The sequence below is a fragment of the Komagataeibacter ossonobensis genome, from assembly GCF_057359305.1.
The window spans coordinates 1-21,277 of record NZ_JBXAYQ010000047.1; the positions used below are offsets into that span (position 1 = coordinate 1).

A 21,277-nucleotide genomic window follows, 5' to 3' on the forward strand; every position below is an offset into this window, starting at 1 on the left:
AAAAAGCTTCGAAGAATGCCGCCTTTTTGAAAAAAGGCGGCACCCGGAAACTGTTATTTACTGTTCAGGAGTGATGCGCGGGTGCCGCTGGCAGCGCCTGCAGCCGTTCGGCTGCCATGTCCGCCACCTGTCCCGTAAGCTGGCTCAGCGCCGCCACCATGGCGCGCGTACCGGTGCCGGTGGGGGACGCACTCAGGTCAAGCGGCACGGACAGTCCGTGATCCGCATCCCCCACCCTGTGCACGGACAGGCTGCCCGCAAGATGCACCAGCCCCGCGGAATCGCGCGCGAAACGGGTGATCTCGACCTCGACCGCGCCCTCCGCCGGTACGGTGGTCGCATCATTCTGGGCAAAGACGGTCCGGCCCGGCAGGCGCTGCTGCAGGTCGGTGGACAGCACGTGGCCCAGCATCAGCGCCAGTGGCTCGCTCCACGCAGCACCCGTCAGCGGCGTGACACTGTAATCATCCTGCACGCCCACAATGGTCTGCCGGTCCAGCGAGGACGGGACACCGGGCGTGCGGACTTCGATCACGGCGGGAACCTGCGACCCGGCGACGGCAGGCTGCGTGCTGGCCACCGGGGCCAGTGAATACAGCGTCGGATCGGACGACCCGCACCCGGCCAGCAGGAGCGTGCCCGCCATGGCAGCCGTTGCGGCCATGGTCCGCCGCGCGGAATGTGTGAAGAAAGGGCGTCGCATGATCTTATCGTCCCGTAATCAATGCCGAGGGATGGTGGGTCAGGAAGTCCGACAGGAAGCGCAGCGAGCGCGCGGCGTCGTTAAGCTGCTGCATCATCTGCTGCAGGTTGCGCTGGAAATCGGTATCGCCACCATAGCTGGACAGGACCGAGTTCGCGTTTTTCAGCGTCTTGTCCATACCGGTCAGCAGTTGCGGCATTTCGCTGCGGGCATCACGCGATATGACCTGCAGGTTCTGTAGCGAACTGCGCAGCGCGGTCAGCGCCTGCTTTGTATCGGGGCTGTTGATCCGCGCATCGGCATGGGCCAGCAGGCTGGTCAGGTTGTCGCCCATCTGGGTCAGCGGCATGGCAGCAATCTTGTCGCCAATGATGGACAGCGAATCCATGATGCCCGCCATGCCACCCGCCTGTCCCGGCAGGACCATGGCGTCACCTTCCATCGTAATCTGCTCGGGCTTCGCGTTCTTGACGAAGGTCAGTGCGATTTCGGATTCGCCGGTCAGCATGCTGGTGCTCTGCACCGACGCGCGCAGTCCGTCCGCCACCTGCGTACGCAGCAGCCCGGCCATGGCATCGGGGGGCACCTGCTGATTATCCAGCACGCGTTCGGGCTGCAGTTCCATGGCCACGCGCACATGCGCCTTGCCGGTGGCGGGATTAACCTCCAGCTTCACATCGTCGATCATGCCGACCTGAATGCCGAACATGGTCAGGCGTCCCCCCTTCGTCAGGCCGGACACCGAACTGGTCAGGTAGGTGACAAGGGGAATGCGCTCCCGGTAGCCCGCACTGTTGGCGTCTTCCGCGCTGTCATACAGCAGGAAGGTGGTGTCGGACCCGGCAGTGCTGGGCAGGGTGTTCTTTTCATTGCGCGCATCGGGCGGGTCAAACGCGACCCCACCGGACAGCAGCGCCTGCAATGACTGCAGCTTGACCTTCAGCCCACCCGGACCAAGGCCCACCTGCACGCCGGACACGTTCCAGAAGCGCGTAGTGGTGCGCAGGTAACTGTCATAGGGCGCCTGCACGAAAATCTGTACCTTGATCGGTCCGCGGCCTTCGGGCGGCATGGTGTAGCCCAGCACTTCACCCACCACCACGTCGCGGAAGAAGATCGGTGCGCCCTGACCGAGTGAGCCAAGGGACTGCGTGACCAGCGTATAGGTATGCCCCGGCTGGTCCGAACGCACGCCCGGTGGCGATTCCAGCCCCTTGAAATGCGTGGTGTAATGACCACCCGGTTCCCCCGCGTCCATGGCGATGTAGGCACCGGACATGACGGTTTCCAGACCGGTGACGCTGGCGCCATTGATACGCGGCCGCACAACCCAGAAACGGGCATGATCGGTCAGCGTGCGGGCAGCAGACGAGGTCATGCGCACGGCGACCTCGACATGGTGCAGGTCATCGCTCAGCCGGATCGAATCGACCGTGCCAAGCGGCACCGCCTTGTTCTTGACCTCGGTCTGGCCACTGGTCAGGCCATCGGCCGTATCAAAGCTTATGACGATCAGCGGCCCCCGTTCGGTCAGGCCGCGCCAGCCCAGGTAACCCGCGATCAGGATGGCGACAATCGGCACAAGCCAGACCACGGAGAAACGGTACCGCCGCGTACGGGCCTGCGGCACGTCCCCCCGCGGGTCATTGGAAAGGAAATCGTCATTCACGCCTGATCTGGCTCCATGCTGGCCGGTCCGGTGCCGACCGGGGAAAGGGAAGGTGAAGGGGTTGTCTGTCCGGAATCCCGCGTTACCTGCGCGCGCAGCACGGACGGGGGCAGGCCATCGACCACCCGGCCATTGCGGCCCGCTGCATCCCACATGATGCGGGGGTCAAAGCTCCATGCCCCCAGCAGGGTCAGCACCACGACGGCGGCAAAGGCCACCATGCCCGCATTGGCGGTGACACTGGCCATGGCATTGAAGCGCACGACCGCGACAAGGATCGAAATCATGAACACGTCGATCATGGACCACCGGCCCACCATGTCCACCACCCGGAACAGCCGGGTCCGGGCCACAAGGTGCCCCCGCGCGCCATGCCATGTCTGCCAGACCATCCAGCCAAGGCTTGCGATCTTGAGCATCGGGACGGTGATGGAGGCAAAGAACACCAGCAGCGACAGCGGGATCATGCCGTCCACCCACAATTCGATCGCGCCTTCGACAATGGTATGGCCACCGCCGCCGCCCATGCGCATGAAGGTCATGACCGGGTACAGATTGGCAGGAATATAGAAAACGATGGCCGCGATCAGGAAGGCGGTGGTGCGTGTCAGCGACTGTGGCAGGCGACGCCAGACCTTGTGCTCACAACGCGGGCAGATCCCCACGCAGGTCAGATTGGAAACCGGATGCGCCAGTTCCCCCACCAGTCCGCACGACGTGCAGGCTACCAGATGGTCCACCGGCGGCATGCCCACATCGTCCACATGCACGTAATCCACCTCGACCGCCTCATCCCCTTCGGCGCGGGTCAGGGAATCAATGCGGCGGTGCCGCCAGATCATTTCGGTATCCAGCGTCGAATCCGTGGCCGCCATGGTCAGCATCAACGCGCCAATCAGGTACACGGCCGGTCCCACATCGACATGGGCCATGTCGGTCAGCTTGGTATAGGCAACGAAAATGCCAAGGATATAGACCTCGACCATCGACCATGGCCGCAGCTTGTCATACCAGACCAGGACACGCGGCGCCCAGTCCGGCAACTGCCGGCATGACGCGGCATACAGGATGGCGAACATGAACCCGATCGCGATGGCCGGGGCCAGGATCGTGACCGCGCCCACCAGCACGCCCGCTTCCCCCCACCCTTCATGCATGAGTTCCATCGGCCCGGTCAGCAGGTCCACCGTGCGCTGCCTGCCATACACATCCAGCGTCATGAGCGATGACGCCAGGGCCGCCAGATAGAACGCAGCCGAGCTTATGCAGAACGCAAGCGGCGTCGCCAGAGGCGCGGTGCGCCGCCTGCGTGCCAGTTTCTGCCCGCAGCGCACGCATGATGCCTGCTGCCCCGGATTCAGGTCCGGCAGGCGCTGGTACAGGCCACAGCCGGGACATTCCGACAATCCGCCAATGACACGCACATGACGGACGGGACCGGGTTCGACATCATCACAGCGTAGATGCGGGGAGGAAGAAGACGTGTTCATACCGAACACAGCATATAGACCAAATTAAAATGGGGAATGCCGCATTTGAGATATTGCATCATGCCAGACCATCGTTTATCAGACGCCACAGGTCTGCCGACATAGCTCAGGGGTAGAGCAACTGATTCGTAATCAGTAGGCCCTCGGTTCAATTCCGAGTGTCGGCACCACCTTCCCCCTGATTTTTCAAGATTTCAAAACTTATCCGACTTCGTAAACCGTTCCCCTGTTCCACGGGACAGCGCGTGGGCAAGGCCATCCATTTTGCGGCGCCCCGGATCGCGACCGGAAACGGATTCGAGGACATGCGAATCCCCGATCGATTCCGACTGTCTCATCTGGCCGACATCCCGGCACGGATGAAACCACCATGCCATTCGGCACCCTTTCCATGGTCATAACCATCCAACCAGCCCGGACACTTTTATCGTGTCCGGTATCAGGCTGTCCGACCATTGGTATTATAAATACTTACAGAATATGTCTTATTTAAAATAAATTGTAATTACAAGTGGATTATTTGTTGTATTCAAACTGCAACATATGAGGAGCACCTGTCATGGGGATAATCAACAATCTCAATTCCCTCTTCGGGAATTATAAAGATACGTTTTATATAGAAAATATCGCTATTGATGAGATGTCCATAAGCAAAGATGGGAAAGTCATCCCGGATACAGCGGACCTTTTACACGATTTTTTATACGATCAGGAGGAAAGGACCATATTCAATACAAAGGACGGTTTTGTATTCCATATGGCCGATGAATATTATATTATTGATTTTGATGACTATATAACAACAAATCCCTATTTATATCCAAAAGTTACAATATCAAGAAAAGGCATAGGGCTGGACATTAAGCTATTTATGAAACACGACTAAAACATAGAAACCTATATACATAATAAAGCCACCCGGTCGATCAAACGGGTGGCTCTGTTTTTATAATGCTGCATGCCGTGCGTTCCGCCGCACCTTACAAACCGCACCACCCCAGAAGCAGGCACATCCCCAGCCCCGCCACGCCAATCAGGGTCTCGATCACCGACCATGTGCGCAATGTCTGCGGTACCGTAAGACCCAGCGCATCACGCACCTGCCAGAAGCCCGAATCATTCATCGGCCCGAACATGACCGCCCCCGCCCCAGTCGCCAGCACCAGCAGTTCGGGCGAGGCCCCTGCCCCATGCACCATGATCGGGGCCACGATTCCGGCCGTGGTACTCATGGCGACGGTGGCGGATCCCACCGCCACGCGCATGCCTGCCGCCAGCCCCCATGCCAGGAACAGCAGCGGGACATGCATGTCCACCGCAGCACGGGCGATCGCATCGGAAATGCCACTATCCATCAGTTCCGCGCCAAAACCGCCCCCCGCGCCAATCATCAGCAGCAGGCTGGCCAGCGGACCAAGACACTCGTTGGAACAGGTCAGGATTTTCTCACGCGCCAGTCCCCGCCGCAGCCCCAGCGTCCAGAACGACAGCAGCGCCGCCAGCGCCAGCCCCACATTGGGATCCCCCACAAAACGCAGGGCTTCGACCCAGCCCCCCGTGACCGGTCCCATGAACCGGGCGGCTGATCCCGCCAGCATCAGCACGATGGGAGCGAGAATGGTAAACAGTGTAATGCCAAATCCTGGCAGGTCCGCATGTGTGCGGGGCGCATCATGCCCATGGGCGTGTGCCGCCCCGGCCCCGGTATCCGCAGGCAGGCGCGGCACGATGAAGCGGGTATAAAGTGGCCCCGAAATGATCGCGACCGGTACGCTGACCACGGCCCCCATCCAGATTACACGCCCGATATCGGCATGATAGGCCGCAAGGGCGAACATGGTACCGGGGTGGGGTGGCATGTAGCCCTGCACGACCGACAGGGCGGCGGTCACCGGCAGCGCCACATGCAGGATGGGCCGCCCGGTCTGCCGCGCGATGGAAAAGGCCAGCGGCACAAGGATGACGAAGCCCACGGTAAAGAACACCGACAACCCGACCAGCAGGCCGATCACCATCATGGCCCAGTCCAGCCGCCGCGGCCCCGCAAGCGCCACCACCGTCATGGCGATGCGGTCAGCGCCGCCTGAGACCTCCAGCATCTTGCCCAGCATGGTGCCCAGCGCAATGACCGAGGCAATCTGCCCCAGCACCTGCCCCGCCCCGCCTTCAAACGACGCCACGACCCGTGAAGCGGGCATGCCGGCGGCAAACCCCAGCAGCATGGATGCAATCAGCAGTGCAAGGAACGGATTGAACTTGACCCGTTCAATCAGGAAAACGACAACGCATATGGCCACAACAGCCAGTAACAGGGCCATTCCGACCGACATTGACGCCTATCCCCCAATTTCCTGTCCCGATGCGTGCCCTGTCATGGCATCAGCCAGCGGGTGTGGACATTGTGTTTACTATATCAGGGCCGGACAGGAAGACCTGATGCAGGTCAGTCAGAGATTGTTTCAAAACAGAGCATTGATAAAAAATAAACATTTCCAGATGCTGCCTTTTTTCAAAAAGGCGGCGTTCCCTGAAGCTTTTTGAAAAAAGCTTCACCAAAAACTTGTCTGCTTTTCAGGACACGTACTCATGGCCCGACGGCGGAATCCATCATCACGTCTTCCGCCTGCCGCAGCACGCGGGAAAGGACATCCATCATGTCCTGCACCCTGTCGGCGGGAATGCCACCCAGCACGCGCGCTTCCATGTCAGCGCAGATCCGGTGCAGGGTCGCGCATTTACGTCGGCCGCGTGCGGTCAGTACAAGGCTCTTGGCGCGCCTGTCTTCCTGATCGGGATGGCGTTCGACCAGCCCTTCTTCCTCCAGCAGGTCCAGCACGCGCACCAGCGCCGAACTGTCGGTATTCATGGCATGGGCCAGCGTGCGCTGGCTGACACGATCGGGCAACATCATGAGGTATGCCAGCGGGCGCATCATCGCCATGCTCATGCCTTCGGGCCGCAGCGCGCGGTCCAGACCCAGCCGCCACGTATTGGCCAGCCGCATGGTCAGGAACGTCATCCTCATGTCCTGAAAGCCCGCGCCCTCGATATCAGGCAATGGTGAACGGTCAGCCATGCGCATCCCCTGCTGGTGATCAGACCCCGCCGAAGTCCTCTGCGTGCCCGATAGCATGCCCGCATGGCCCGATCATGACCCATTTATGCGATGGCTGCCCGGCGGCACTGATATGCAGGACAGATATAATTGACATGGCATTAATTGTCATACAATAAATTATGCTCCATGCCCTTTAACTTCCTGCGGCATGCGTTATCAGATGCCCAAAACGCCGCAGCTGGGAGTCGGCACCCACATGTTTTCCAGCCTTACGCGCCATTTTTCCGATGATGCCCAATGGGCCGCGCTGCGCACCACGGCGGCGTTCAGCGGGCGTGCCCTGCTGTCGGTCGCCATTGCGCTGTTCTTGGCGTTCAGCTTCCAGCTTCAGTCCCCGATGAGTTCGGTCACAACGGTCATGATCGTGGCCAACCCGACGGTGGGCGCGCTGGTATCCAAAAGCGTGTGGCGCGTGATCGGGACCATTATCGGCGCATCCATCAGCGTGGGGCTGATGGCGGTGTTCGTGCAGTCCCCGGCGCTGTATTTCATGGGACTGTCATTCACGGTAGGACTGGCGTGCATGGCGGCGACCTTCCTGCGGCTGTTCCGCGCCTATGCCGCCGTGCTGACGGGTTATACCATTGTCATCATCTCCGCCCCGGCATTTGACGACCCGGATGGCATTTTCCTTAGCGCCATGTCGCGGCTTTCTGCCGTGGTGGTGGGGATCGTGACGACGGCGGCGGTATTTATGGTTACCTCGCCGCGTCGTTCGGACACCCTGTTCGTGCAGATCCATGCCCTGTTCCGCGATACGATCGGCTATATCCAGGCGTTTCACCAAGGCTATACCAATGTTCCCGCGCAGGACCCGGATGCCCTGCCGGGCAGCACGTTCCGCGCGCTGCCCACCAATTTCCATGACAGCCGGGCGGCCATGCTGGCGCGGATCGGACGGCTGTCGGATGCGGTGGAATACGCGGCCACCGACAACTACGACATAAGCGTGCGCGAACGTGAAATCCGCGCGGGGCTTGCGCGCCTGTCGGGCATCGTGGCGTCGTACCATCCCCACACCATCACCGCATCCGATACCGAACAGGACCGGGTGGTGCATGCCGAGATCGTGTCCATGCTGCAGTTTCTCATGGACCGGACGACGGACCGGACACTGGAATCCAGCTGGATGGAGGGCTGCGCGCGCATACGCCAGACCCGGGACCTGATGATCGCGCAGGCGCGTGAGACGCATTCCCCGCAATCGCTACTGTTCCTTGATGACATACAGGACCTGCTGGGCCAGATCGAAACCGCGCTGCAGGACCTGTCGCGCCGGGGCAGCGCGGGGCGCAGGCTGCGGCTGCAACCCTATCTGGAATGGCCAACGGCGCTGCGCAACGGCGCGCGCGGCATGCTGATCACCATGTCGGCGTGCCTGATCTGGTACGTGCTGCACTGGACGGCGGCCCCGACCATGATGCTGTACGTGGTGGCGGCGGCCAGCCTGCTGTCCACCCTGCCTTCCGCATCCCGCGCGGCGGGGCTTATGGCGGCAGGCACGGCGCTGGGGGTTCCGGCGGGGCTGTTATGCCATACCTACCTGCTGCCGCAGATCGACGGGTATCCGCTGCTGTGGCTTTCGCTGTGCATCATGCTGCTGCCGGGAATATGGTTGCAGTTCCACCCGAAATTCGGGGTTGGCGGGTTTGGCTATGGCGTGTTCTCGACCGTGATGCTGCAGGTCAACAACCCGATCCATTATTATAATGATATCAGCCTGCTTAACGGCTGGATGGCGCTGCTCATGGGCTGCATCATGCTGGTGCTGTCGTTCCGGGTCATCCTGCCGCCCAACCACAGGCTGGATGCCGCCCGCCTTGTCACGTCACTGACGCGCAGCCTGCGCAGGCTGGCGCTGTCGGGACGCCGGCAGGGCAAGGAATGGCTGGTGTGGGAAAACCTGCAACTGCAGAAGGTGCTGCGTCTGGCGATGCGGCTGTCCTTCTTCGCCCGCCCTGCCGTGATCCATGAATACATCGATGCGGCGCTGGCCACGCTGTCACTTGGGCGGCTGGTGGAACGGATCCGCATGATTGCCGCAAGCCCCGACATAACCGGGGCGCAGCAGGTCGCCATTTACGATGCGCTCGATACATTTTCCGAACTGGCGCATAACCCGCTGCTGACGGCAGCGGGGCTGCGCCGGGCGGCGGATACGCTGTGCCCGCCCGACGCGATCACGCTACGCCCTCCCGCACAGGTCGAGGCCATGGCGTGTCTGGAGCAGGCGGCGCGGATCATCCAGGACATTCCCGGCTTCCTTGACCAGCGCGGCCCGCTGCAGTGGGCGGAGGATTATCCCGCCGCCCACCGTCCACCGCTTGCGGCCGTCAGGACGGAATCCGGCTGAGCACCGAGAACGACACCGCATCCATGACTGTCGTGTCCACTTCATCGCCCGGCTTCAGGGTTTTCAGGAATTCCTGCATCGGCTTCTGGCGTACCAGCACGACGCGGGTAATGTCATCGGGATCGACAAACACGACCTGATTGCGCGTGGTGTCCACGCCCGTCACCTTCACGCGTTCACGCTTGAAGGACACCATCATGCCATGCGGGTGCGGGCCGGTGCGCGTGCCTGCGGCACTTTCGGTCGATTCCGGCATGGGCGCGCCCGGCGGTGCGATGACGGCATCAATGGTGCGCACGATGCGCATGCCGATCTTGTCACCGGCATGCAGGACCGGCAGCTTGGCGCGCACGTCCGGGTCAACGCGCACGGTATCCAGGTTGCCCGCCTTGTCACGCAACAGCACCATGCCCGCGTCATGATCCACGCTTTCGACGATTGCCGTCGCCGTCTGGTTGCCCACGATAACCGGGGCGGCCTGCGCCATGGCGGCCTGTGATGCGCCACACAGGCTGGTGCCTGCGGTAATGGTAACGGCCAGTGCCGCCGCAACGCGACGGGGTGCAAACAGCTTCATGCTCATATTTCTTGTTCTTTCCTCAATCTCTTGACGGGTATGAATCCCTGCCGGTTGGGCCTGCGCCCGGGCCAGCTTCATCGTATTCCATAACGTCTAAATGCAGTCATGTATCCAAAGATGTATGGCGCTCAGGCATAGTCCGGAACACCGGGCATGACCACAAAGCCCGGCAGGCCGCGCATCCGCCGCGCCCATCGCCGCAGGGCGGGGCAGGTATCGCGTTCCACCCCAAGGTCCACCGTCAGCGCGAACACGACAAACAGCACTACATCGGCAATGCTGGCGGCGGGGGCTGCGAACCAGTCATGCCCCTCCATCGCGCGCGCACTCATGTGGTCTTCCATCCGGCGCAGGGCCGCCACCAGCGCGCCCATGGGCGGCAGGACAGGCAGCGTGGTGCCAAAGGCGGCATCGCGTGCCGCCGCCATGGTATCAAGCGCCGTCGTCCCGAAATCCAGCCAGTCAAGGATCGCCCATTCATGCACCGGGTCCAGCCATGCCCGCGCGACCTCCGGCTGGCGGGCGATGAACTGCATGATGACGCCAGGGCGTGACAGGCGCACATTGCCCGCCACCAGCACCGGTGGCCGCTCATCCGCCCGCAATCCCGCCGGGCGCTGGCCCACGGGCAGGTCCGTATCCACGGCCCGTATCTCATACGTCATGCCCATGAGCGACAGGCCAAGGCGCACGGCATAGCAGCGCACATCCGGCGTCCAGTCATACAGGACCAGTCTGGTGGTCATGCCATTTCTCCCGTAGCCAGTTCGTTCATGACGGGGGCGATGTCAGCGCCACTTTCCACCGCGTCACGCAGCCGTTCGGCCCAGCGTGACAGCACGGGAGACGACGGGCCATCCGCATCCGCCACCCGCACCACATGCAGCATGGCCTGCCCCGCCACCGGTTCGTGCACCGCAAGGCCAACCGGTCCGTGCCACGCCATGCCCGCATCGCCCGCAATGCCGGTGCCAAGGCGCAGCGCCCCCACGGATGCATTGACGTGAAGGGTGCGCACCGGCAGCGCGGTGTCCGGCCCTGTCCCGCCAGCGGGAAAATCCTCCGCCCAGTCCATGCTGACCCATGCGAGGCCCGCATGTTCACGCACGGTATAGGCATGCACATGGATCGAGGCAGGCACACGCACCTGCGGGTGGGCCGGGATCAGCCTGCACCGCGCTGTGCCGCCAAACTGCCAGCCATGGTACAAGCACCCCAGCGCATCATCGCGCACAAAACCGAAACTCAGCCGCATGCCCCGATGGGGGCAGCGGTCTTCCCACGCATGCAGCGTTGGGGTGGGTGCATCCTCGCGCCACAACACGACTTCGCGGCCACCAATCCGCACGCCCGCGACCTCGCCCCGGCGTATATCGGACAGGACGCTGACCGGCTGCCATCTTTTCATATGTTCCCCGCTTCCTTCCATCAGACCCTGAGGATTGCACACCGCGGGGCGTATCGGACACAACAGCGTGTATTCTTTCACGCAACACCATGGCGTGCCACCATGATGGCAGCTAACATTACGCCACCGTCACGGCAATCCGCACACAGCGCGATGGCATACTGCAAACAGGAACCGGGCAATGACACAGATCACCGCCGATGAAACCATCCTGTCCGACTGGCATGTGATCAGTCCCCTGTCACAGCTGCGCACCACGCCCACCGACACCATGCTGCTGGACCGGCACATAACCTTTGGCCTTGATGCGCAGGACAATCCCTTCGCCTGCGACGTGGCGGACAGGCGCACCCTGCCGGTCCGTGCCCGCCACGGCTGCCTGTGGACCTGCCTGGGCACGCCGGCGGGCGACATTCCCGCCATTGACGAAGCCCTGGAACCCGACCGCAGGCTGGTCGATTGCGGGGTGTTCACGGTGCGGACATCGGCCCCGCGCATTGTCGAGAATTTCCTCGACATGGCGCATTTCCCCTTTGTCCACACCAATATCCTTGGTGCCGAACCGAACACCGAAGTCGCGCGCTACACCATTGAACTGCGTGATGGCGGCAACGAGGTCTGGGCCACGGACTGCCATTTCTTCCAGCCGCAGGCCGCCCTGTCCGCCACCGACGGGCTGGACACGGAATACCTGTACCGCGTGGCGGGGCCGTTCGTGACGCTGCTGTACAAGACCTGTCCCGCGCAGCCCGGACGTTTTGACGTCATCGCCCTGTTCGTTCAGCCCATGACGCAGGAATGTTCCCGCGCGCATCCGGTCATGTTCCTGATCGATGATGTCTCGCCCCAGGCCAACCTGATCGAATTCCAGCAGACCATCTTCCTGCAGGACCGTATCATTCTGGAAAACCAGCGCCCGCGCCGGCTGCCGCTTTCGGCCGGGGCGGAAATTCCCACCATGGCGGACCGCATGTCGGTCGCCTACCGCCGGTGGCTGCGCGACCGCAAGGCGACCTACGGCACGACGGCCTGAACACCTGCGCGTGACGCATTACCCCCTTCCGCCGGGTGGGGCTGTCCGCGCGGGGCACATGGTGTAAGCGTCACGCATCACCAGACAGAGACAAGTCAGGAAAACCACCCATGACCGACCAGACCCCGCCCGACGCCTTTGAACAGGGCAAGACCGCCGCCAGCAAGGGCGAACCGCTGATCGAAAACCCGTTTGACGAGACCCTGCCCGCCTATGAACAGTGGAACAAGGGATGGTGGAGCGTGCGCGAAAACGATGGCGATTTCGATCCTTTTTCTGAAAAATAACATAATATTTTCAGTAATTTACTTATAAATAATAAAGGTTTTTGGGTGTCGCCTTTTTTCAAAAAGGTGACGTTCTTAAGAGCTGTTTGAAAAAAGCTTCACCAAAAACTTCTTTGTAATTTGCACAAGGGTGCAATGGCAGGCTCTGAACCGTAGGGCCACGATGGCGTGAAGTCATTGAAACGTGAGTGTTTCCCCCATTGTAGAGGGGGCAGAGCACGTGGAATGAATGGCGCTGACGGTTTTGCTGAAATGAAAACGGCAACTGTCCTCAGGGAAAGGCGGCATCGGCAACGGTGTCGCCTTTTTCCGTTCTGATTCTGTCTGGAAAGACTGTCCGGAACACATCGGGCGATGGGATTGGTTATTTCTGAATATCAGGATCGGGCCGACATGCTGCCCGGTGCGCTGGGCTGTGTCTGGGCTGCCATCCGTCCCCCCATCCGCGCGCAGACCCGGAAGGCCAGCAGCGCACCAGCCGATGTAATGAAAACCGGGATCCACATGTCATGCCCCAGATGCGTGAACTCGATCCCCAGCGCCACCGCCGTCAGGGGCATGGACATGAACGTGCCAAGGAAGGCGATGCCACCCAGCAACGCCACGCTGCCTTCATCCACCGCAGGCAGGACCATGTTCCACGCTCCCGCCAGAACGGTGGACAGCAACGCCCCCATGGTCAGGCTGGGTGTCAGCAGGCCGCCCGCCGCCCCGGCGCGCAATGCCCCCATGATGACCACGACCTTGAGCACAAGCAGGATGGCCGCCAGTTCCATGCCCAGCCGGGCCGATAGCGCCAACTGCATTGGCCCGCGCCCGTTACCCGGCAACTGCGGGTAAAAACAGGTCAGCATCCCCATCAGGGGAAACACCACCAGGCACCAGCCAATGCGTGAGACACCCTTCGCTGCGCGGTTCTGCACGATACTCATCAGCCGCTTGGCCACATGCGCGCCAATGCCGATGACCGGACCGGCGCATATCGCCCACAGCACCACGGGTGCGGTCACCGCCATCGGCCCGGTTTCATACTGATGCACGTTGCCCAGAACCGCCCACGGCACGAATGCCCCGATAGCCGACGCCGCCACCGCACACAGTACGGCCCGCTGCCCGACCGTGCCCAGCAACACCTCAAGAATGAACAGCGCGCCGCCCAGCGGCACGTTATACACTGCCGATAGCCCCGCCCCCGCGCCACAGGCGATGATGATGCGCCGGTCATCCGCCACAAGGCCCAGCATGCGGCCCGTGCCGGTGGCCAGCACGGCCCCCAGTTCACGCGGCGCCACCTCACGCCCCAGCGGTGAGCCAAGGGCCACGGTCACGATCTGCAGCAGCAGGTGGATCACGGTGGATAGCGGCGGCATCGGCTTGCCCAGACCCGTCTTGCCCACAGCGGCGGCAATGCTGACCAGCGGCCGGCCAAAACGCCCCAGCGCCCACCAGCCTACACCGGCCACGACACCCGCAACAGACAGGGCCGCGACGCGCCGCCAATGGGGGGCCGCGCTGACGCCGAGCAGGAAGTTATGCGGCCCGCCCGGCTGACCGTAGCCATAGGCGACATGCTGGATCATGTGCAGCAGCAGGGACAGCACCGTGCCCCCCAGCCCGGACAGGATACCCGTGCAGACAACCGCCATGGCCATGACCGGCCAGGGCGTTGAGGCAGCGGGCGGAACGGAGGGCGAAGCGGGTGTCGTCATGGCTGCATGGGGTATGCCGGATCAGGGTCCGGACGCAAGGCAGGTTTCAGAAGCGGAAGGACAGGTTGGACATGTAATAGGTGCCACTGCTGCCCCCCGCCCGGTTCAGCGCCGATGCGGTCATGAACCGCGACAGGGTCTGCGCCCATGAAAGATGGGGCCCGATCTGCCATGTCAGCGTGGCCTGCGGGGCCATGCCAATGAACGAACCGTTGTAATGGAACGCGTACTGCAACGCACCCGGCCGCGACAGCGGGGCCTGCGTGCTGTAGCGCCAGTACAGCGGATAGCGCGCCATGACACTGAGCGACCTGAAGAACGTCATGCGCACCTCCGGCCCGATATCGACCATGTTCGATTCGGATACGGTGAGCGAGGCATCAACATAGGTCAATTGTGGATTGAACGGCTGGCTGTACGTGCCCACCGTATTGCGCCGCGCATCACCCCCCGAAAACACGTCCGCCTGCATGCCAACAAAGGTATGGAAACGGTCATGCGGGATACGGTAGCCCACATTGCTGCTGAACGACCATGCATTGATGGGCCGCGACGGGCTGTCCGGTCCCGTGGCGCGGAAGGCCCCGCCCTGCCATATCCCGCCCACCGAAAACTCGATCGGTCCCGCGATGCCATGCCATCGGCCGCCGAAGTTGTTGCGCGTGGCCATGCCGGGCTGGACCATGAATGACGGCGCGGACACGCCACTCATTCCCCCGCCCGCCTTGGTGCCAAAATAGAACAGGTCGAGAAAGGAATAGCCCGTCTGTTTCATGAAGGTGAAGTCAGGCGGTGCCCATGTGGTCGCCACGCCATACAGGCGGGTACCGTAATCTTCCGTATCGTGGAAAATGCCATTGGGGGTGATGTCGGTGCCGACAAAATCCCACGCATCCACCCGCACGCGCGACCATGCGGCATAGGCCCGGAAGCCGTTCCACGCCAGCGGCACGGAGGAGGACATGCGATAGTACAGCACATAGGCCGGCATATCGAGAAAGGCCTGCCGCCCGAACATGAAGCCCGCCTTCGCCCCCGCCACATGCCCCTTCACTTCAATGAAGACCTGCTGCGCATCAAGCTGCTTGCGGTAGGTGTCGCCATAACCATACGGCCGCCAGCCACCCGCATCGGCATTGATCAGTTCGCCATACAGCCGCACATGCGTGCCCAGGTGCAGGTCCGCCCCATACAGGTTGCGCACCGTAAAGCGCCCCGAATCCGCGACATGCGCGGCCCCCAGCACCGGACGGTTCTCGAACCAGTTGCGTGCCCGCGTCTCACCCGAAAAACTGATCCACACGCTGCCGCTGCGGGTCAGGGGAATGTATTTCAGCACATCGAAGGGATCATCACCCTTCTTTTTATTGCGCAGGCTGCTCCAGTCCTCCGCCCAGCGCGCCACGCCATAACGGCCGACGGGGCCAAAGCCCGCCGCTTCGCCACTGTCGCGGTTGAACACGCCCCAGTCATACTGGTGACCCGACGGGCGGCGATACGCCATGGCGGGCATGCGGATGGGCTGGCCCACGGGGTTGGCCGATGGCAGGTACTCGACCGGCGGCACGGGAACGGCGTGCACATGGATGTTTTCCGGCGCACTGCGTCCCGGCTGCGTGACGGATGCAAAAGCCGCAGGGACCTGCGCGCCCCATGCCAGCGCACCGGATACCGGCAGGACAAGGGCGGAAAAAGACCGTCGCCCCATGGAGCGGACACGCCGCGAAACCGCGCGGACGGAAAGATCAGACATACGGTGGAAAAGCGCCTTTCGTTACGAAACAATTCCAATAACGGCATTTCCCGGTATCGCAAACGAAAACCGGAAACATGGCGCGTCGGTAATGGCGGCACACAGGCACTGCACAATCGGGGCCAAAGGCGGTAGCAAGTTCATATTGCTTCCGGATATGGTTACCTGTACGGAACAGAGACAGCGAAAAGATGTTTCAGGGGCAAGGCAGGAAGGGAACGAAATGAAATTCGTTATTGCCGTCATCAAGCCGTTCAAGCTCGATGAGGTGCGTGAGGGGTTGCATTCCATCGGGGTGGACGCCCTGACCGCAACCGAGGTCAAGGGGTATGGCCGCCAGAAAGGTCAGACCGAAATCTATCGCGGTGCCGAATACAACATCCAGTTCCTGCCCAAGATCAAGCTGGAGATCGCGGTGGCGGACGCACAGTGCGACAAGGTGGTGGACGTGATCCAGAGCGCCTCGTGCACCGGCAAGATCGGCGATGGCAAGATTTTCGTCCTCGACCTTGAACAGGCAATGCGTATCAGGACACAGGAAACCGGAGAAAACGCGCTGTGATCACAAAGATTGGCAAGAGCGCCCGCCAGTGCGGGCCTGCGGCCGCAACTGTCGCGCTGTCCATGGGCAGCCTGCCCGCCATGGCGGCCGACGCGGCCCCCGCCGCGATCGACACGGGTGATACGGCATGGATGCTGATCAGCACGGGCCTTGTGCTGATGATGACCATTCCCGGCCTTGCCCTGTTCTATGCCGGGATGGTGCGCAAGAAAAACGTGCTGGCGACACTCATGCAGTCATTCAGCATCTGCTGCATCATGACGGTGGTGTGGATGGTGCTGGGCTACAGCCTGACCTTCACATCGGGCAACGCATTCATCGGCGGCCTGTCGCGCGTCATGCTCAACGGCCTTGGCGCGGGGATCAGCAAGGGGTCTGACGTGGCCTTCACCATGGCCGCCGGCACGCCCGCCGCAACAACCATGACCATTCCCGAAAGCGTGTGGATGACGTTCCAGATGACGTTCGCCATCATCACGCCCGCGCTGATTACCGGCGCGTTTGCCGAACGCATGAAGTTCAGCGCGCTGTGTGTCTTTACCATCCTGTGGTCGCTGATCGTGTACGTGCCGGTGGCCCACTGGGTCTGGGGGCCGGACGGTTGGGTCGCCAGCAAGATTGGCGCGATCGACTTCGCCGGTGGCACCGTCGTGCATATCAATGCCGGTATCGCGGGCCTTGTCGCGGCCCTGGTGATCGGGCGGCGCAAAGGTTATGGTGAAGAAGACCTGTCCCCCTATAACCTGACCTACGCCATCATTGGCGCGTCCCTGCTGTGGGTGGGCTGGTTCGGGTTCAATGCCGGGTCTGCGGTAGGGGCCAACGGCCGCGCGGGCATGGCCATGGCCACCACCCAGATCGCGGCGGCCGCTGCTGGCGTGTCGTGGATGTGTGCCGAATGGCTCAAGACCGGCAAGCCGACCGTGCTGGGCATCATTTCCGGTGCCGTGGGCGGGCTTGTGGCCATTACGCCGGCGGCGGGCTTCGTGCTGCCCGGTGGCGCGCTGATGATCGGCCTGGCCGCCGGCCTCATCTGCTTCTGGGGGGCGACGGGCCTCAAGCACATGATGGGCTATGACGACAGCCTTGATGCCTTTGGCGTGCATGGCATTGGCGGCATCGTGGGCGCGCTGCTGACCGGCGTGTTCGCCTATGGCCCGCTTTCCGCTACCGATGCCAGCCCCGAAGGGGTCAGCGGGTCGTTTTCGCAGTTCGTGGCGCAGGCGGAATCCGTTGGCATCACCATTGTCTGGTGCGCGGTGCTGACGTTCATCCTGCTCAAGCTGATTGACCTGACCATCGGCCTGCGTGTCACGCGCGACGAGGAAATGGAAGGGCTGGACATGAGCCTGCATGGCGAGCGGATCAATTCCTGATCCCCTCCGGCCATTCCTGCGTCCCATGAAACTGAGGGCGCCCCGACGGGGCGTCCTTTTTTCATGCGCAATAATCCATTGATAAAAAAATAAAAGTTTTTGGGTGCCGCCTTTTTTCAAAAAGGCGGCGTTCTTTGAAGCTTTTTGAAAAAAGCTTCACCAAAAACTTCTTTCAATCCACTACATCGCACCGCATTGCGCAGCGTGACCCGGGGGGAAAGCCCGCCTGCGCTTCCTCCCGCAACACGGCAGCAAGACGCACATCCGGCATATTAGACGGCAACAGGTAAAAGCCTGATTTTTGGTAAAACGGGGCATTCCACGGAATGGTGCGGAAGGTTGTCAGCGTAAGTCCGAAAAAATCAAGCGCCCGCGCACCGTCATATGCCGCCGCCAGCAGCCGTCGTCCCAGTCCCCTGCCCTGCCGGTCAAGGGCGACCGACATTTCAAGGATATGCAGGTCCTGCCCACAGGGCTGGGCACTAAGGAAGCCCGCGATCCGCCCCTGTTCATCTACCGCGACCCAGCAGGTGCGCGTGGCGATGCAGGACCGGTGCGCGTCAACAGACATGACCCCGTCATCCGCCACCCAGGCCAGTTCGGGCACGCTACGGAAAGCCTGCCCGGCCGAGCGTTCAATGGCGGGAAGGAAGCGGGCGTCATCATCGACCGCCTCACGGATGGAAAAAGACATAAAGGTCATCCCGGTTGTGTAACGGGATGACCCTAGCACACCCGTCAGAACGACTGCGAAATACCGGTCAGGATGGTCCGGCGCAGCCCGTATTGCGGCGCACCCACGCCCACACCCGTGCCGCTGCGCAGCATGTAGGGGTGATCGAACAGGTTGGTCACATCCAGCCGCAACTGCGTGGTGCGCAGAAAGCGCGAGTGGAACAGGTCACGGAAGGACTGCACGACCGACATGTTGAACGTCGCGTATTGCGGGATGACCCCGCCATTAGGCACGTCCGAATCCTGCCGCAGACCGCTGCCATACACCATGGTGGCCGAGATACGCGTGGGATGCCCGCTGCGATAGAAGAACGTGTAGGACCCACCGGCAGACGCCGTCCAGCGCTGGTCATGATCCAGATGGATCCAGTGATTGCTGATATATTTCAGGTCATCGGCATCAAAGTTGAACTGTGCGCTGGTGATGTCCTTGCCGATCGCCCGCGACCACGCAAAATTGCCGTACAGTGACAGCGGCCCGTGGTCATAGGATGTGGAAAATTCATAGCCGTTGACCTGCCCACGCCGGTAATTGAACCCGGACAGGATGATCGGCGCACCGAACTGCCCTTCATCAATCAGGTTATGGGCCAGCTTGTAATAGGCATCGAACGATACGCGCCAGCCGGGCAGGATGACCTGCTCGATACCTGCATCAAAATAATGGTCACGCTCGGCCTTGACCGTATCGCTACGGCTGACATCGGTCGCAGCCGAGGTATTGGCGAACTGCCGCAGGTCGGTCCCGCCCACGACCTCGAACGGCGGCGGGGTGAAGTAACGGGAATAGCCCGCATGCAGCGCAGCCCCCTTCCACGCGCGCCAGACCACGTTGATGCGCGGGCTGAGCTGGTGTTCGTCGGTATATTCCCCCACGCCATCAAAACGCAGGCCGTAATTGACCGTCAGGTTGCGCAGCGGCTGCCATTCATCCTGCACATACAGACCGTAGATGTCGCCCGTGCGGCCATTGCCCGTGTGGATGTTGACCTGCTGGTTCGCGTCATTGAACACCGTGGCATCGGCCTTGGTGATGTTACGTTCGGCAAAGACCTGAAAGCCGAAGCGGATGGTGTGGTCAGGACGCACGCGCCATGTCACGTCGCTCTGGGTGCCAGTGGACATGACCGAACGTTCGGCGTGCTGGCTTATGCCCATATACGCAAGGTCGCCCATATTGGGGTCAGGGCTGTAGCCAAGGCTGCTGTAGCGCGAGAAAACCGATGTCTGCAGGCTGAACGCGCCAATCGTCTTCTGCAGCGACAGGATGCCGAAATCGGTGATTTCCTTCTGGCGTTCATTCAGGTTGCTGCTGCCCGGAGCCTGGGGCAGCAGGCTGCTGTAATTATCGCCAAACATGGGCTGGCCGCCGATATTGGGCAGCTGGTACTCGGCGTTGGATACACCGGCAATCAGGCTGAGCCGCGTGTTTTCATCCACCGTATACCGCACGTGGCCCAGAAAATGGTACTGGTTGCTCAGGTCATGCGGCGCGTTGAAGGACGGGGTCGTATTTTCGATCCCGACGCGGTCATGCACATAATCGGCGGTAAAGAAGTAATCCCACTTGCCATGCTGCCCCCCATACTGGGCGGAGGGAAAGAAATAATCCCGCGCCCCACCGTAAATGGACACGTTGCCGCCCTTGTTGGTGGACCCGTTCTTGGTGTTGATGTCCACGACCGCCGCCTGCAGGAAGCCGTACTGCACCGGCAGCGCACCGGTTGAAAGCGACAGGTTGTCGGCAAAGCGCGTCATCAACGTCTGCCCGAACACGTTCAGGCCTTCGGGCAACTGCACGCCATCAAGGCGGAACTGCACCTCGTTATGGTCACCACGGACATGGATCTGCCCATAACTGTCCTGCGCCACACCGGGGGCCTGCAGCAGCACGCTGTTCATCCCGGCATTATCGCCACCGGGAATGGTTTCCAGCGCCTTGCGGCTGAAGGCATGCACCGTGGCCCCGGTGGATGGCTGCAACTGAATACGCGCACGGTCCAGCCTGGCGGTGACCGTCATGGCGTCCGGGGCGGATGACCGGCGCGTGATTTCCCCATCCGTCACCGGCGTGATGGTCGTGTCGGTCGTGGTGGTGGACGTGCCTGTCGCCGTCGTGGTCTGCGCCACAACGGAGGAAACCGGCGTAAACGCGGTCATGGCCGCCAGCACGGCGGGGGACAGCGGGCGGCGGAAGAACCATAAGCGGATCATGTCAGGGTGGGCTCGCATCCAGTCAGGAGATTTCGGATGCCTCTGTCGTATATTGGTACAATATAACATAACAGACTAAAAAAGCAGGCTTCCTCGCGACGCAGCCGGAATGTTGTTTTTATGCAACATAAGCATGGCCGCCCTGACTTAGGCACAGGGCAACCCACGCCACGGACCATTCCGTCAGCGCGTTGATGCGGCAATATGCAGGGGAAACCCGTTCAGGATGCAGGACAGGCGCAAGGCTGCTTCAAACGCCTATCCATAAAATATTCCAAAACTGAAAG

18 protein-coding genes and 1 tRNA gene are annotated in these 21,277 nt (G+C 61.7%); 7 read left to right on the top strand and 12 right to left on the bottom strand.

Features of this window, described 5'->3' with window-relative positions; translation table 11 throughout:
* Positions 1-64 precede the first annotated feature (64 nt).
* The 3 genes from AC1RQ9_RS16320 to AC1RQ9_RS16330 are packed head-to-tail and all read right to left on the bottom strand — an operon-like array spanning position 65 to position 3,862.
* Positions 65-703 (bottom strand): PqiC family protein, encoded by a 639-nt coding sequence (locus AC1RQ9_RS16320; protein WP_485987821.1) that lies wholly within the window; start codon positions 701-703, stop codon positions 65-67.
* 4 nt (positions 704-707) lie between these two features.
* Positions 708-2,372 (bottom strand): PqiB family protein, encoded by a 1,665-nt coding sequence (locus AC1RQ9_RS16325; RefSeq protein WP_485987822.1) that lies wholly within the window; start codon positions 2,370-2,372, stop codon positions 708-710.
* Positions 2,369-3,862: a paraquat-inducible protein A gene (locus tag AC1RQ9_RS16330; RefSeq protein ID WP_193733467.1), complete on the bottom strand. Its 1,494-nt coding sequence runs from the start codon at positions 3,860-3,862 to the stop codon at positions 2,369-2,371. The genes AC1RQ9_RS16325 and AC1RQ9_RS16330 overlap by 4 nt, the downstream gene beginning before the upstream one ends.
* 95 nt (positions 3,863-3,957) lie before the next feature.
* Between AC1RQ9_RS16330 and AC1RQ9_RS16335 the strand changes: the two genes are divergently transcribed.
* Positions 3,958-4,032, top strand: a tRNA-Thr gene (locus AC1RQ9_RS16335).
* 389 nt (positions 4,033-4,421) lie between these two features.
* Positions 4,422-4,748, top strand: a complete 327-nt coding sequence (locus AC1RQ9_RS16340) for a hypothetical protein (RefSeq protein ID WP_485987823.1) — start codon at positions 4,422-4,424, stop codon at positions 4,746-4,748.
* 94 nt (positions 4,749-4,842) lie between these two features.
* Here the strand turns inward: AC1RQ9_RS16340 and AC1RQ9_RS16345 are convergent, their stop codons facing one another.
* Positions 4,843-6,192 carry a GntT/GntP/DsdX family permease gene (locus tag AC1RQ9_RS16345; protein WP_485987824.1) on the bottom strand — a complete coding sequence of 450 codons (1,350 nt, stop codon included), beginning with the start codon at positions 6,190-6,192 and terminating at the stop codon, positions 4,843-4,845.
* A gap of 254 nt (positions 6,193-6,446) precedes the next feature.
* On the bottom strand, positions 6,447-6,938 hold the full coding sequence (locus tag AC1RQ9_RS16350) for a MarR family winged helix-turn-helix transcriptional regulator (RefSeq protein ID WP_193732841.1): 492 nt from the start codon (positions 6,936-6,938) through the stop codon (positions 6,447-6,449).
* 190 nt (positions 6,939-7,128) lie between these two features.
* Between AC1RQ9_RS16350 and AC1RQ9_RS16355 the strand changes: the two genes are divergently transcribed.
* On the top strand, positions 7,129-9,333 hold the full coding sequence (locus AC1RQ9_RS16355; protein WP_485987826.1) for an FUSC family protein: 2,205 nt from the start codon (positions 7,129-7,131) through the stop codon (positions 9,331-9,333).
* Here AC1RQ9_RS16355 and AC1RQ9_RS16360 read toward each other — a convergent pair.
* From AC1RQ9_RS16360 to AC1RQ9_RS16370, 3 genes are all read right to left on the bottom strand, one after another.
* Positions 9,314-9,916, bottom strand: a complete 603-nt coding sequence (locus AC1RQ9_RS16360) for a preprotein translocase subunit YajC (protein WP_485987828.1) — start codon at positions 9,914-9,916, stop codon at positions 9,314-9,316. The genes AC1RQ9_RS16355 and AC1RQ9_RS16360 overlap by 20 nt on opposite strands.
* A 125-nt stretch (positions 9,917-10,041) precedes the next feature.
* Positions 10,042-10,659, bottom strand: a complete 618-nt coding sequence (locus AC1RQ9_RS16365) for a glutathione S-transferase family protein (RefSeq protein WP_485987830.1) — start codon at positions 10,657-10,659, stop codon at positions 10,042-10,044.
* Entirely contained in the window at positions 10,656-11,321 is a 666-nt protein-coding gene (locus tag AC1RQ9_RS16370) for a Rieske 2Fe-2S domain-containing protein (protein WP_485987831.1), read from the bottom strand. The genes AC1RQ9_RS16365 and AC1RQ9_RS16370 overlap by 4 nt, the downstream gene beginning before the upstream one ends.
* A 181-nt stretch (positions 11,322-11,502) precedes the next feature.
* Between AC1RQ9_RS16370 and AC1RQ9_RS16375 the strand changes: the two genes are divergently transcribed.
* The gene (locus AC1RQ9_RS16375; protein ID WP_485987832.1) at positions 11,503-12,354 is read left to right on the top strand and encodes an aromatic ring-hydroxylating dioxygenase subunit alpha; all 852 of its coding nucleotides are present in this window, start codon (positions 11,503-11,505) and stop codon (positions 12,352-12,354) included.
* A gap of 110 nt (positions 12,355-12,464) precedes the next feature.
* Entirely contained in the window at positions 12,465-12,641 is a 177-nt protein-coding gene (locus AC1RQ9_RS16380; RefSeq protein WP_485987834.1) for a hypothetical protein, read from the top strand.
* A 377-nt stretch (positions 12,642-13,018) separates the two neighbouring features.
* On the opposite strand, the gene AC1RQ9_RS16385 is transcribed toward AC1RQ9_RS16380, so the two are convergent.
* Together AC1RQ9_RS16385 and AC1RQ9_RS16390 are read right to left on the bottom strand one after the other, a co-directional pair.
* Positions 13,019-14,293, bottom strand: coding sequence for a chloride channel protein (locus AC1RQ9_RS16385; RefSeq protein ID WP_485987838.1), 1,275 nt, complete (start codon positions 14,291-14,293; stop codon positions 13,019-13,021).
* Between the two features lie 103 nt (positions 14,294-14,396).
* Positions 14,397-16,103 carry an alginate export family protein gene (locus tag AC1RQ9_RS16390; protein ID WP_485987835.1) on the bottom strand — a complete coding sequence of 569 codons (1,707 nt, stop codon included), beginning with the start codon at positions 16,101-16,103 and terminating at the stop codon, positions 14,397-14,399.
* A 223-nt stretch (positions 16,104-16,326) separates the two neighbouring features.
* Between AC1RQ9_RS16390 and AC1RQ9_RS16395 the strand changes: the two genes are divergently transcribed.
* Both AC1RQ9_RS16395 and AC1RQ9_RS16400 read left to right on the top strand, forming a co-directional pair.
* A complete protein-coding gene (locus AC1RQ9_RS16395) occupies positions 16,327-16,665 on the top strand; it encodes a P-II family nitrogen regulator (RefSeq protein ID WP_010508912.1) in 339 nt (112 codons plus the stop codon).
* Positions 16,662-18,041 carry an ammonium transporter gene (locus AC1RQ9_RS16400; RefSeq protein WP_485987836.1) on the top strand — a complete coding sequence of 460 codons (1,380 nt, stop codon included), beginning with the start codon at positions 16,662-16,664 and terminating at the stop codon, positions 18,039-18,041. The genes AC1RQ9_RS16395 and AC1RQ9_RS16400 overlap by 4 nt, the downstream gene beginning before the upstream one ends.
* A gap of 172 nt (positions 18,042-18,213) precedes the next feature.
* On the opposite strand, the gene AC1RQ9_RS16405 is transcribed toward AC1RQ9_RS16400, so the two are convergent.
* Complete coding sequence (locus tag AC1RQ9_RS16405; protein ID WP_485987837.1) at positions 18,214-18,744, bottom strand: GNAT family N-acetyltransferase; 531 nt, start codon at positions 18,742-18,744, stop codon at positions 18,214-18,216.
* Between the two features lie 35 nt (positions 18,745-18,779).
* Positions 18,780-20,990: a TonB-dependent receptor gene (locus tag AC1RQ9_RS16410; RefSeq protein ID WP_485987839.1), complete on the bottom strand. Its 2,211-nt coding sequence runs from the start codon at positions 20,988-20,990 to the stop codon at positions 18,780-18,782.
* Positions 20,991-21,277: the final 287 nt, after the last annotated feature.